The following is a 13,252-nucleotide window of genomic DNA, read 5'->3' on the forward strand; positions in this document are numbered from 1 at the left end:
AATCCGCTATAATAGGTAGGTTGAAAGGATTAGACTATTCCGATGTAAAATAAAAAATACTAAGATTCACCATTATCCTAAATAAAAGAAAGAGAAGAAGATGACTTTACAAGAAGAAATTAAGAAACGCCGGACCTTTGCCATTATCTCCCACCCGGACGCGGGGAAAACGACCATCACGGAGCAGTTGCTCTACTTCGGGGGTGAGATTCGTGAAGCTGGGACAGTCAAGGGGAAAAAGACGGGTAATTTTGCCAAGTCTGACTGGATGGATATCGAGAAACAGCGGGGGATTTCAGTGACTTCCTCTGTCATGCAGTTTGACTACGATGGCAAGCGGGTCAATATCCTGGATACGCCGGGGCATGAGGACTTCTCAGAAGATACTTATCGGACCTTGATGGCGGTGGATGCTGCGGTCATGGTTATTGACTCGGCTAAGGGTATTGAGGCCCAGACCAAGAAGCTCTTTGAGGTTGTTAAGCATCGTGGTATTCCAGTCTTTACCTTTATGAACAAGCTGGATCGTGACGGTCGCGAGCCCTTGGACTTGTTGGAAGAATTGGAAGAGATTTTGGGTATTGCCAGCTACCCGATGAATTGGCCAATTGGCATGGGGAAGAGTTTTGAAGGCCTTTATGATCTCTACAATGAGCGGCTGGAGCTTTATAAGGGTGAGGAGCGCTTTGCGACTCTGACAGAAGGCGACCAACTGTTTGCCTCCAATCCTTTTTATGAGCAGGTCAAAGAAGATATTGAGCTCTTGAGCGAAGCTGGAAATGAATTCTCAGAAGAAGCAATTTTGGCTGGCAAGCTGACACCTGTTTTCTTCGGCTCAGCCCTGACCAACTTTGGCGTCCAGACTTTCCTGGAAACCTTCCTCAAGTTTGCTCCGGAACCGCATGGCCACAAGAAGACAGATGGCGAGGTAGTTGAGCCGCTTAGTCCAGATTTTTCTGGTTTTGTTTTTAAAATTCAGGCCAATATGGATCCGCGCCACCGCGACCGTATCGCCTTTGTCCGTATCGTTTCTGGCGAGTTCGAGCGCGGTATGAGTGTCAATTTGCCTCGCACTGGCAAGTCTGCTAAACTGTCTAATGTCACCCAGTTTATGGCTGAGAGTCGGGAGAATGTGACCAATGCCGTAGCTGGAGATATTATCGGGGTTTACGATACAGGGACTTATCAGGTTGGTGATACCCTGACCGTTGGAAAAAATAAATTTGAATTTGAGCCTCTGCCAACCTTTACTCCAGAGATCTTTATGAAGGTTTCGGCTAAGAATGTCATGAAGCAAAAATCCTTCCATAAGGGGATTGAGCAGCTGGTGCAAGAGGGAGCCATCCAGCTTTATACCAACTACCAGACGGGCGAGTACATGCTAGGCGCTGTCGGTCAGCTTCAGTTTGAAGTCTTCAAGCACCGCATGGAAAATGAATACAATGCTGAAGTAGTTATGAATCCTATGGGTAAAAAGACTGTCCGCTGGATTTCACCAGATGACTTGGACGAGCGCATGTCTTCTAGCCGTAACATTCTAGCCAAAGACCGCTTTGACCAGCCAGTCTTCCTCTTTGAAAACGACTTTGCCTTGCGCTGGTTCGCTGACAAGTATCCAGATGTTAAACTGGAAGAGAAGATGTAACGTACTAAGATTGCTTTGCTACATAGTAGTCTAAGCAATCTACGCCATGTCCTATGGGACCATGGCTAAGTACCTTACTAACTGCGTTTGGCAAATAAAATCGATTTGCCAAACTCCGTGTCGTAGTGAATGGGATTGTTATGATTGTATAACAAACTAAAGTTACTAAGGTCGAGTTCAGTTGGCCCCTTGCTAACCACTTGACTAATCTCATCAGGCATTAAAGTTGATTTGCTTGGTTTTGTGCTTTGACATTGCATATTTGCTTGCAGGAAGAGTTTATGAAGTTGAGCGCTAGTTTATTAGAGAATCATTCTACCTCATAGAAAGGAGCTCCATGTTTCTGGAAAGAAAACTAAAAGATCAGTCTGTCTGGATCAACATTGACTCAGATAGCTTCAAAAAGAATGCCAGGATTTATCAGGATTATGAAATTGATAAAGAGACCATCGAGTATGCACTGGATAAGAACGAGCGGGCTCACATGGACTACAATCGTGAGAATGGAACGGTTGTCTTTATCTACAATGTCCTTAATCTAGCGACAGACAAGGAATATTATGAGACGATTCCTATGACCTTTGTGGTGCAGCAGGGGCGGCTCATTACGATCAGCAACCAGGACAATGCCTATGTTGTGGATATGATGAAGGCTTATACTGAGCGTCATGAGCCAGTATCGGTCTATAAGTTTCTCTTTGCTAGTCTAGAGTTAATTTCCAATTCTTACTATCCGGTTGTTGAGCGGATGGACAAGCGCAAGGATGAGATTAATGCTCTCCTGCGTCAGACCACTACCAAAAAACACCTATTTGCCCTGTCAGACTTGGAAACTTCTATGGTCTATCTAGTTGCTGCAGCTAAGCAGAATCGCATGCTCCTAGAGCATATCAAAAGTCATGGCATTTACCGACGTTTTGATGAATTAGAAACCGAGCAGTTTGAGGATGCTATGATTGAGGCTCGTCAGCTCGTTTCGATGACTGATCTGATTGCTCAAGTTCTCAGCCAGCTCTCTGGCTCCTACAATAATATCCTGAATAACAATCTGAATGACAATTTGACGGTCTTGACCATTATTTCGGTCCTTCTGGCAGTACTTGCAGTTATCACGGGTTTCTTTGGTATGAATGTTCCTCTGCCCTTGTCTAATGATAAAAATGCCTGGATTTATATTGTTGTCATTAGTCTGATTATCTGGGGACTTCTGACCAAGCTTCTTAAATGGCTGGCCAATAAGAAGTAAGCATTTGAAATTATTTTCCCTAAAACAAGCACCGAGATGGTGCTTGTTTTTTTGCTTTGGAAAGAAAATGATTAGTACAGTTGGTCTATATTAAAAAAACTGTTATTTTGTGTTAGAAAATATAACATAAAAATTATAATTTTTATTGCATAAATTTTCATAATAAAGTATAATATAAAACAATTTAAAATAAGTGAGGGGTAGAAATATGGCAGAATACCTAAGCAATTTAAATTATAAAGGCAAATCATACCAATATACAGACCTTGGAAAAGCCTCAGCTCTACTAGGAGGGGATATAGAAGGACTTCCTTATTCTATACGAATATTATTAGAAAGTGTTCTTCGTAAGGAAGATGGGGTTGACGTAACAAAAGATAACATTAGCTCTTTGATGCATTATCAAGCTAAATCACCAAGCGGAGAAGTTCCTTTTAAGCCTAGTCGAGTCATTCTCCAGGATTTTACAGGTGTTCCTGTTGTGGTGGATTTGGCTAGTATGCGCGATGCTATTGTCGGGCAGGGAGGTCAAGCCGATCAGATTAATCCAGAGATTCCGGTTGATTTAGTTATTGACCACAGTGTTCAGGTGGACTTTTATGGCTGTGATACAGCTCTGGAGGCCAATATGACCCAGGAATTTGTCCGCAACAATGAGCGCTACGAATTTCTCAAGTGGGCAGAAAAATCATTTGATAATTATCGAGCAGTTCCCCCTGCTACGGGGATTATCCATCAGGTCAATATCGAGTTTCTCAGTGATGTCATCATTGAAAAGGATGGCCTACTCTATCCAGATAGTATGTTTGGGACGGACAGTCATACGACCATGATTAATGGGATCGGTGTTCTGGGCTGGGGTGTTGGTGGGATTGAGGCCGAGGCCGCTATGTTAGGTGAGGCTTCTTATTTCCCAGTACCTGAGGTGATTGGTGTTCGTCTCTTGGGCAAGTTGCCTAAGATTGCGACAGCGACGGATTTGGCTTTAAAGGTCACGCAAATCTTGCGACAGGAAAATGTTGTTGGTAAATTTGTCGAGCTCTTTGGACCTGGCTTGTCTAACCTAAGTCTGGCTGATCGGGCAACAGTGGCCAATATGGCGCCGGAATACGGGGCTACCTGTGGGTATTTTCCGATAGATGAGGAAACGCTCAATTACATGCGTCTGACCAATCGGTCAGAAGATCATATCGAGCTGACCCGTCTCTATGCTCAAAAAAATCACCTCTTCTATGATGAAAAGGTTGAGCCGAACTATACCAAGGTAGTCGAAATTGATTTGTCCAGCATTGTTCCGAGTATTTCAGGCCCCAAGCGGCCCCAAGATTTGATTGAATTAACAGCTGCTAAAAAAGAGTTTCAAGCTAGTCTAGTCAGAGAAGCGGGGGTCCGAGGCTTTGGGCTAGATGAGAGCGAGCTGGAAAAGTCAGCAGTGGTTCAATTTTCTGACCATGAGGAGACGATTAAGACAGGCCATGTGGCTATCGCAGCCATTACAAGCTGTACCAATACATCCAATCCCTATGTGCTGATGGCGGCAGGGCTTTTGGCCAAGAAAGCAGTAGAAAAAGGCTTACGGGTTTCAAAGGCTGTCAAGACTTCTTTGGCTCCTGGCAGCAAGGTGGTCACAGGCTATCTCAAGAAGAGTGGTCTGCAAACTTATCTGGATCAGCTTGGTTTCAATCTTGTCGGCTATGGCTGCACCACTTGTATTGGAAATTCAGGAAATCTCCGACCGGAAGTGGCTCAGGCAATTACGGATACTGACTTGCTGGCTAGTGCTGTTCTTTCAGGAAATCGGAATTTTGAAGGACGGATCAATCCACTGGTTAAGGCCAATTTCTTAGCTAGTCCGCCCTTGGTAGTTGCCTATGCTCTGGCTGGAAATACCAATATCGATCTGACCAGCGAGCCGTTGGGCTATGATCAAAAAGGGCAGCCAGTTTATTTGATGGATTTGATGCCGGAGCACGACTTGATTGCTGACTATGTTCAAAAATATGTGACACGCCAGCTTTTTGAAAAAGAATATGCCCATGTGTTTGATGACAATGAAAAATGGAATCAGATTCCGACATCCTCTTCTCAAAATTATCAGTGGAATCAGGCTTCGACCTATATTCAAAATCCACCTTACTTTGATAGCTTGGCTGATGATTTAGCCATTCAGCCTCTGAAAAATCTTGCAGTGCTGGCAAAATTTGGGGATACGGTGACGACAGACCATATCTCCCCAGCAGGAAATATTGCCAGAAACAGCCCTGCAGCTTCCTATTTGATGGAGCACGGAGTGGATTACCAAGAGTTTAATTCCTATGGCAGCCGTCGGGGCAATCATGAGGTCATGATGCGGGGGACTTTTGCTAATATTCGGATAAAAAATGAACTGGCGGATGGGAAAATTGGTGGTTACACAGATTATAGAGGAGAGTTGCTATCCATTTATGAGGCGGCCATGCGCTACAAAAAAGAGCAAATTGACACCATTGTCCTAGCTGGTAAAGACTATGGTATGGGTTCCAGTCGTGATTGGGCAGCCAAGGGGGCTAATCTTTTGGGTGTCAAGGTGGTGCTGGCAGAGAGTTTTGAGCGTATCCACCGGTCTAATCTGGTCATGATGGGGATTCTTCCTTTGCAGTATCTAGAGGGAGAGAGTGCGGCTAGTCTGGGCTTAACAGGTAAGGAGACTTTCGACATCAATCTGCCACAGAACCCGCAAGTTGGCCAGCTAGTTGACGTGGTAGCTCGTAAGGGTACTGAAGAAATAGCTTTTCAAGCTCGGCTGCGCTTTGATGCAGAAGCGGATATCCGTTACTATGAAAACGGAGGAATTTTGCCCATGGTCGTTAGAAAGAAATTAGAGGAGGTGTGAGCATGAGTCAGACGGACGGTTTGAAAGATACCATTGCCTGTGATACCAGGATTAGCCAGATTGTGGATGATTCCTTGTCTTATGCAGGCTACAATATTTCTGAATTGGTAGAGCACCATGCGAGTTTTGAAGAGGTGATTTATCTGCTGTGGCATTTGCATTTACCGACTCAGATTGAGCTCAAGCATTTTGAGGAAGATCTGCGAGCTAATTATGCTATTAGTGATGCGGTGGAGCAGTGCATCCTTATCCAGTCCCGCAAGCACCTTCATCCCATGAGTGTCTTGCGCTCAACAGTCAGTCTTTTGGGCGTTTATAATGTCCATGCTGAGGAAGCGTCTCTTGAAGCAACCTATGAGCAGAGCATCCAACTTATGGCAAAGATGCCGACCATTATTGCGGCTTTTGCCAGACTGAGGTTGGGCCAGACCCCGATAGAGCCGCGGGAGGATTTGGGATTTGCGGCTAATTTCCTTTATATGCTCAAAGGACAAGAGGCGAGTGAGCTTGAAGTCAAAGCCTTTAACTGTGCCTTAGTGCTCCATGCCGACCATGAGCTCAATGCTTCAACTTTTGCAGCTCGAGTCTGCGCCTCAACCTTGACCGATATTTATTCCTGTGTGACAGCAGCTGTCGGAGCGCTCAAGGGTTCTCTTCATGGCGGCGCTAATGAATGTGTCTTTGATATGCTGAAAGAGATCAGAGAGGAAGGAGATTGTCAGGCCTACCTAGACCGCAAGCTGGCCTCTCACGAGAAGATTATGGGCTTTGGTCATCGAGTTTACAAGACACAGGATCCACGTGAAAAATACCTGCGTCAAATGGCCAAGGACTTGACACAGGGAACCAAGGACGAGGTCTGGTACCAGCTTTCAGAGGAGATTGAAGCTTATATGAAGCATACCAAGCACCTGATACCGAATGTCGATTTTTATTCGGCTACGGTTTACCATGTACTGGGCATTGACAGCAGTATCTACACCCTGATTTTTGCCATGAGTCGGGTGGCTGGTTGGATTGCCCATATTCAGGAACAGCGCAAGAACAATAAGTTGATTCGGCCGCGTTCTAACTATATTGGTGCTCAAGATTTGGAGTATCTTCCCATTGGAAGGAGATAAAATGGCAGATAAGATTTTGTTTGAGAAAGGGCGGTTGCAGGTGCCGGATGCTCCTATTATTCCTTACATCCAAGGTGACGGGATTGGAGTGGATATCTGGGAAAATGCCCAGCTGGTCTTTGATAAGGCAGTGGAAAAGGCTTATGGCGGACAGAGAAAGGTTGTTTGGAAGGAAGTTCTGGCTGGGAAAAAAGCAGCAGACCTGACGGGTGACTGGCTGCCGGATGAAACGCTGGCAACGATTAAGGATTGTCTGGTAGCTATAAAGGGGCCCTTAGAAACTCCAGTCGGAGAAGGGATTCGTTCCTTGAATGTGGCACTGAGACAAGAATTAGACCTTTACGCCTGCCTGCGACCGGTTCGTTATTTCAAGGGAGTTCCCAGTCCGCTCAAGCACCCAGAGAAGACTGATATCACGATTTTTCGGGAGAATACAGAAGACATCTATGCGGGGATCGAGTGGGAGAGTGGAACGGTTGCCGTCAAAAAGGTTATCGATTTCCTGCAGAAGGATATGCAGGTTGACAAGATTCGCTTCCCAGAAAGCTCTGCTATTGGGATCAAGCCTATCTCTAAGCAGGGCAGTGAGCGGCTGATACGGGCAGCTATTGACTATGCACTAGCCAAAGGACTAAGGCGTGTCACTCTGGTTCACAAGGGCAATATCCAGAAATTTACAGAGGGCGGTTTTCGGAAATGGGGCTATGAACTAGCTCAAAGAGAGTATGCGAACGAGCTTGCTGCTGGAAAATTAGTCATTCAGGACGTCATAGCGGATAATTTTCTGCAGCAGATTCTGCTCTATCCAGAGAAATTCGACGTTGTCGCTTTGACCAATCTAAATGGTGACTATGCCAGCGATGCCTTGGCTGCTCAGGTGGGCGGAATCGGTATTGCGCCAGGAGCCAATATCAATTACGAGACTGGTCATGCTATGTTTGAAGCAACTCATGGAACGGCGCCAGATATAGCGGGTCAAAATAAGGCTAATCCATGTTCTCTTATCTTATCAGGGGTCATGCTCTTTGATTACATTGGTTGGTCGGAGGCATCTCATCTCCTGACTAAGGCTATTGAGAAGGCTCTCTTTGAGCAAAAAGTGACAGGCGATTTTGCCAGTCAGCTGGAAGGAGTGCCAGCCTTGACCACTAGTCAATTTGCTGAGGAGCTAGTAGCTAATATAGAAAAGTGTCCATAATGAAGAAAAAAGCGATGAGGAAACTGCCTATCTAGACGGTCTCTTCATCACTTTTTTGTCTTTTTCGATATTCCAGTCCCCAGCCGATGATCCAGCAGAAGACTAGCAGATAATTTTCAATCCATCCCAGTAGGTTGGCTTGATTCGCCTTTTCCAGATAGCCTAGCAGATGGTTGGTGCCAAAGCCCAGCCCACCCAGAATCAGTGCTAGCAAGGTCATACGCAGATAGAACCAATCATACTTTATGTTGGCGGCAATGACTAAAGGCAGAATAGCCAGATTCCAGAAACCAATTTCCCGCTGCCAGTAGGGAGCTAGACCATAGATGGACTCATTGCCCAAGAGCTGGGGCTGGAAAATCTGGATTGTAGCTGCGCCCAGCATAGCTAAGATTAGTAAAATGAAAATCACTCGTAAAAATTTATTCATACCTGTCTCCTTTCTTCTTTGTAGATTATAATGTTTTTGAAAATGATTTTCAAGTTTTCATTTTTTACAAAAGAAATCTCTAATAAAATATTTTACAGGCAAGTCCTATCTTTTTAGGTACTTTTGTGGTATACTAGATTAGTTGCAGAAATACAGTTTTTCTATTCAGTGGGAACTAGCGACCGAGTCGGCGCTTTTTTAGTGCCTAGACTTGAGAGACCATATTTATGAAGAGAAGAGCGAATACTCTCAGAAAATCGAGATTTAGCAAGGGAAAAGCACTTGCTATGTTTCGATAGTTGAGTATCAAAAGCCTTATAAGGTGGCTTCGCACCGCCTTTAGAAAGAAGAAGAACATTGAAATTTAATGAATTACATTTATCTACTGAATTACTAGCAGAGATTGAAAAAGCTGGCTTTGTAGAAGCAAGCCCTATTCAAGAGCAGACAATTCCACTTGCTATGGCAGGTAAGGATGTCATTGGTCAGGCCCAGACAGGGACAGGAAAGACAGCGGCCTTTGGCTTCCCAACTCTGGAGAAGATTGATACAGATAATCCTGCTGTGCAGGCTTTGATTATTGCTCCAACCCGTGAATTGGCTGTGCAGAGTCAGGAAGAGCTTTTCCGTTTTGGCCGCAGCAAGGGTGTCAAGGTGCGTTCTGTCTACGGTGGCTCCAGCATCGAAAAGCAAATCAAGGCTCTCAAGTCTGGTGCTCATATCGTCGTAGGAACACCTGGTCGTCTCTTGGATTTAATCAAACGCAAGGCTCTTAAGCTGAATCAGATTGAAACCTTAATCTTGGACGAAGCGGACGAAATGCTTAACATGGGCTTTTTGGAAGACATTGAGTCTATCATTTCCCGTGTGCCAGAAGAGCGTCAGACCTTGCTCTTTTCAGCGACCATGCCGGATGCTATCAAGCGCATCGGTGTCAAGTTTATGAAGGAGCCTGAGCATGTCAAGATTGCTGCTAAAGAGCTGACGACGGAGCTTGTAGACCAGTATTATATCCGTGTCAAAGAAAATGAAAAATTTGATACCATGACCCGCCTGATGGATGTGGAGCAGCCTGAGCTGTCTATCGTCTTTGGCCGGACCAAGCGCCGGGTGGATGAGCTGACTCGTGGCCTGAAAATCCGCGGTTTCCGAGCAGAGGGTATCCATGGTGATTTGGATCAAGGCAAGCGTCTTCGCGTTCTGCGCGACTTTAAAAACGGCAATTTGGATGTTTTGGTGGCGACAGATGTGGCTGCGCGTGGATTGGACATTTCTGGTGTGACCCACGTCTACAACTATGACATTCCGCAGGATCCAGAAAGCTATGTTCACCGGATTGGTCGGACTGGTCGTGCTGGTAAGTCAGGTCAGTCTATTACTTTCGTAGCGCCAAATGAAATGGGCTATTTGCAGATTATCGAAAATCTGACCAAGAAGCGCATGAAAGGCCTCAAGCCTGCTACTGCAGAAGAAGCTTTCCAAGCTAAGAAAAAAGTTGCCCTTAAGAAGATTGAACGCGATTTTGCTGACGAAAGCATCCGCTCTAACTTTGAGAAATTTGGCAAGGATGCCCGCAAGCTGGCAGCAGAATTCAGCCCAGAAGAGCTGGCTATGTATATCCTCAGTTTGACGGTGCAGGATCCAGATGCCCTTCCTGAAGTAGAAATTGCCCGTGAAAAACCACTGCCATTTAAACCGTCTGGCGGTGGCTTTGGCGGAAAAGGCAAGGGCAGTCGTGGCGGAAATAGCAACCGTCGCAATAATGATAACCGCCGTGACCGAGGTGGCCGTCGCGATCAATTTAAGAAAGGTCGCAAAGACGAGCGTTTTGACAAAGAAAATCGCTACCGCAAGGACCACAAGAAACCTCGCAATACTTCTAGCGAGAAGAAAACCGGCTTTGTTATCCGTAACAAGGGTGATAAATAAAAAACAAGAACTCTGATACATCAAATATGTATCGGAGTTTTTTCTTTTGATGAGATATTAATGCTACTATACTCGATAACGCAATTGAGAAATATACCGTTGCTGATAACAGTAAGTTTGATAGCTATTCTTTTTATACTTTCTATAGCTTGGACAATATTATTGCGGTGATAACCGATGAAAATCTTTCTAATAAAGTTCGAGAGAAATATAGTCTCTATACTAATCTTTTGTAAAAAATTGAACGGAATATTAAAGTATTTTATGATAAAGGGCGCTACAATCTTGTGGCGTTTTTTTGTGAGAAATCTTATAAGCAAAAAGTATATAAAGTGTAATTTAGCTACTTGGTTATCAAATCAAACAAAATAGTACACGATTTATTAATTATTGTAAACAAACAATTTATAAAAAAGATATAATAAGCTATTGACTATATTATATCATAATGATATAATGAATTTACAAACAAAAAGAAACAAGGTGAGGTAATAATGGAGCTTTCTAAATTGTTTGATAAAGAGTTAGTTTTTTGTCTAACTGCAAAAAGTCAAGAAGAGTTATTTTATCAGGTAGCTGACTTACTGGAAGAGAGAAAAATTGTCAATCCTTCTTATAAAGAGGCTCTGATAAAAAGAGAGCAATCTTTTCCAACTGGATTGGATATGGAGTTTTTAGGCAAAGACTTGCCAAATGTAGCCATTCCCCATACAGACATTGAGCACAACTTAACAGAGAATGTGGTTGTGGTTAAGTTGGAACAGCCTGTGACTTTCCACAATATGATTGCACCTGCACAGACAGTTTCAGTCTCTCTTTTATTCTTTATTATTAACCATTCTAGCTCAAGTCAAACTAACATTTTGGCGCAGCTTATGGACTTCTTCACTAGCCAAGGCAATTTAGCTGAGTTAGCTAAGTGCAACACTGATGAAGATTTGTTTCACTATATTTCAACAGTCATCAAATAAATTAAATGGAGGATTTTACCATGATTAAAATTTTAGCAGCCTGTGGAGCTGGTGTGAATTCCAGTCACCAAATCAAAAGTGCCCTTGAGGAAGAATTGTCAAACCGTGGTTATGATGTTCATTGTGATGCAGTAATGGTCAAGGATGTCAATGAAGATTTAATTCAAGGATACGATATCTTTACACCGATTGCAGCAACAGATTTGGGCTTCACACCAGAAATTCCTGTTATTGAAGCAGGACCGATTCTCTTCCGTATCCCAGCTATGAGTGCTCCGGTGTATGACAATATTGAAGCGGCCATTAAAGAGCATGGTCTAAGTTAGGTTATAAAAGGTTAAACCAGGAGGTTTTGTTATGAATGCTATTATTGATATAGCGAATAAGTTCTTTGATCCCATTATAAAAATGGGCGGCCCGATAGTCATGCTGATTATCTTGACTGTCTTGGCTCTGTTGTTTGGTGTAAAATTTTCCAAAGCTTTGGAGGGTGGTATTAAGCTAGCCATCGCTTTGACGGGTATCGGGGCCATCATCGGTATGCTGAATGGAGCGTTCTCAGCTTCACTTGCAAAATTCGTTGAAAATACAGGCATTCAGCTTAACATCACAGATGTCGGCTGGGCTCCTTTAGCAACGATTACTTGGGGTTCTCCATGGACCTTGTACTTCTTGCTTATCATGCTGATTGTCAATGTCGTTATGCTGGTTATGAAAAAGACCGATACACTGGATGTTGACATCTTTGATATTTGGCACTTATCCATCACTGGACTACTAATTAAGTGGTATGCGGATAACAATCATGTGAGTCCGGCTGTATCACTACTGATTGCGACTGCAGCAGTTGTCCTAGTTGGTGTTTTGAAAATCATCAACTCAGACTTGATGAAGCCAACATTTGATGATCTTTTGAATGCGCCAAGTTCATCTCCGATGACATCTACTCACATGAACTATATGATGAATCCTGTCATCATGGTTTTGGATAAGATTTTTGATAAGTTTTTCCCTTGGCTAGATAAGTATGACTTTGATGCTGCGGCACTAAATAAAAAGATTGGTTTCTGGGGCTCTAAGTTCTTTATCGGTTTCCTTCTCGGGGTGGTCATTGGTTTTATGGGAACTCCACACCCTGTAGCAGGTGCAGAAGATGCAAATACTTGGCAATTAGTCATTAAAGGTTGGCTGACTCTAGGTTTGACTGCTGGTGTCTGCTTGGAATTATTCTCATTGATTGGTTCATGGTTCATTGCAGCTGTAGAACCACTTTCACAAGGTATTACAAACGTTGCTACAAAACGTTTGCAAGGACGTAAATTCAATATCGGTTTGGACTGGCCTTTTATTGCAGGTCGTGCTGAAATCTGGGCTTGTGCCAACGTACTTGCACCAATTATGCTGATTGAAGCAGTTCTTCTTTCTAAAGTAGGGAATGGTATCCTACCGCTGGCTGGGATCATTGCAATGGGTGTAACTCCAGCGCTCTTGGTAGTTACACGTGGCAAACTTTTACGTATGATTGTGTTTGGAAGTCTTTTGCTTCCGCTCTTCCTGTTGTCAGGGACTCTGATTGCACCATTCGCAACAGAACTTGCTAAAGGTGTTGGTGCCTTCCCTGAAGGAGTCAGCAAATCGCAATTAATCACTCACTCTACGCTAGAAGGACCGATTGAGAAGCTACTGGGCTGGACTATCGGTAATACTACAACTGGTGATATCAAAGCAATCATCGGCGCAGTTATCTTCTTGGGAGCTTATGTAGGAATCTTTGCTTGGTACAGAAAACAAATGATCAAACGTAACGAAGCCTACGCTGCAAAGGAAAAATAAAAGCTTG

10 protein-coding genes and 1 pseudogene are annotated in these 13,252 nt (G+C 43.9%); 10 read left to right on the top strand and 1 reads right to left on the bottom strand.

The window, feature by feature from the left end; translation table 11 throughout:
- Window positions 1-100 precede the first annotated feature (100 nt).
- From RSK81_RS03450 to icd, 5 genes are all read left to right on the top strand, one after another.
- Window positions 101-1,645: a peptide chain release factor 3 gene (locus RSK81_RS03450; protein ID WP_002913784.1), complete on the top strand. Its 1,545-nt coding sequence runs from the start codon at window positions 101-103 to the stop codon at window positions 1,643-1,645.
- 337 nt (window positions 1,646-1,982) lie between these two features.
- The gene (locus RSK81_RS03455) at window positions 1,983-2,891 is read left to right on the top strand and encodes a magnesium transporter CorA family protein (protein ID WP_002900856.1); all 909 of its coding nucleotides are present in this window, start codon (window positions 1,983-1,985) and stop codon (window positions 2,889-2,891) included.
- Window positions 2,892-3,099: 208 nt separating this feature from the next.
- On the top strand, window positions 3,100-5,763 hold the full coding sequence (acnA, locus tag RSK81_RS03460) for an aconitate hydratase AcnA (RefSeq protein ID WP_315687439.1): 2,664 nt from the start codon (window positions 3,100-3,102) through the stop codon (window positions 5,761-5,763).
- 2 nt (window positions 5,764-5,765) lie between these two features.
- On the top strand, window positions 5,766-6,884 hold the full coding sequence (locus RSK81_RS03465; protein WP_002913782.1) for a citrate synthase: 1,119 nt from the start codon (window positions 5,766-5,768) through the stop codon (window positions 6,882-6,884).
- Window positions 6,871-8,082, top strand: coding sequence for an NADP-dependent isocitrate dehydrogenase (gene icd / locus RSK81_RS03470; RefSeq protein WP_061602926.1), 1,212 nt, complete (start codon window positions 6,871-6,873; stop codon window positions 8,080-8,082). The genes RSK81_RS03465 and icd overlap by 14 nt, the downstream gene beginning before the upstream one ends.
- Before the next feature lie 31 nt (window positions 8,083-8,113).
- On the opposite strand, the gene RSK81_RS03475 is transcribed toward icd, so the two are convergent.
- Complete coding sequence (locus RSK81_RS03475; protein WP_061589218.1) at window positions 8,114-8,512, bottom strand: hypothetical protein; 399 nt, start codon at window positions 8,510-8,512, stop codon at window positions 8,114-8,116.
- A gap of 357 nt (window positions 8,513-8,869) precedes the next feature.
- Between RSK81_RS03475 and RSK81_RS03480 the strand changes: the two genes are divergently transcribed.
- The 5 genes and pseudogenes from RSK81_RS03480 to RSK81_RS03500 all read left to right on the top strand — a co-directional run bounded on the left by RSK81_RS03480 (window position 8,870) and on the right by RSK81_RS03500 (window position 13,245).
- Window positions 8,870-10,441 (top strand): DEAD/DEAH box helicase, encoded by a 1,572-nt coding sequence (locus RSK81_RS03480; protein ID WP_061602927.1) that lies wholly within the window; start codon window positions 8,870-8,872, stop codon window positions 10,439-10,441.
- A 59-nt stretch (window positions 10,442-10,500) separates the two neighbouring features.
- A pseudogene (locus tag RSK81_RS03485) lies at window positions 10,501-10,677 on the top strand (DeoR family transcriptional regulator); the annotation flags it as partial.
- Between the two features lie 258 nt (window positions 10,678-10,935).
- Window positions 10,936-11,412, top strand: coding sequence for a PTS sugar transporter subunit IIA (locus RSK81_RS03490; protein WP_002913777.1), 477 nt, complete (start codon window positions 10,936-10,938; stop codon window positions 11,410-11,412).
- A 20-nt stretch (window positions 11,413-11,432) separates the two neighbouring features.
- Window positions 11,433-11,738, top strand: a complete 306-nt coding sequence (locus RSK81_RS03495) for a PTS sugar transporter subunit IIB (RefSeq protein WP_009659841.1) — start codon at window positions 11,433-11,435, stop codon at window positions 11,736-11,738.
- 31 nt (window positions 11,739-11,769) lie between these two features.
- Complete coding sequence (locus RSK81_RS03500) at window positions 11,770-13,245, top strand: PTS galactitol transporter subunit IIC (protein WP_002910271.1); 1,476 nt, start codon at window positions 11,770-11,772, stop codon at window positions 13,243-13,245.
- The last annotated feature ends 7 nt before the right edge of the window (window positions 13,246-13,252 follow it).

Source organism: Streptococcus sp. DTU_2020_1000888_1_SI_GRL_NUU_041A (genome assembly GCF_032387735.1).
GTDB classification, from domain to species: Bacteria; Bacillota; Bacilli; order Lactobacillales; family Streptococcaceae; genus Streptococcus; species Streptococcus sanguinis.

Bases quoted from the DNA above. Each gene is read 5' to 3' on its own strand.
- RSK81_RS03450 (WP_002913784.1), top strand. From the start codon at position 101: ATGACTTTACAAGAAGAAATTAAGAAACGCCGGACCTTTGCCATTATC.
- RSK81_RS03455 (WP_002900856.1), top strand. From the start codon at position 1,983: ATGTTTCTGGAAAGAAAACTAAAAGATCAGTCTGTCTGGATCAACATT.
- acnA (WP_315687439.1), top strand. From the start codon at position 3,100: ATGGCAGAATACCTAAGCAATTTAAATTATAAAGGCAAATCATACCAA.
- RSK81_RS03465 (WP_002913782.1), top strand. From the start codon at position 5,766: ATGAGTCAGACGGACGGTTTGAAAGATACCATTGCCTGTGATACCAGG.
- RSK81_RS03475 (WP_061589218.1), bottom strand. From the start codon at position 8,512: ATGAATAAATTTTTACGAGTGATTTTCATTTTACTAATCTTAGCTATG.
- RSK81_RS03490 (WP_002913777.1), top strand. From the start codon at position 10,936: ATGGAGCTTTCTAAATTGTTTGATAAAGAGTTAGTTTTTTGTCTAACT.
- RSK81_RS03495 (WP_009659841.1), top strand. From the start codon at position 11,433: ATGATTAAAATTTTAGCAGCCTGTGGAGCTGGTGTGAATTCCAGTCAC.
- RSK81_RS03500 (WP_002910271.1), top strand. From the start codon at position 11,770: ATGAATGCTATTATTGATATAGCGAATAAGTTCTTTGATCCCATTATA.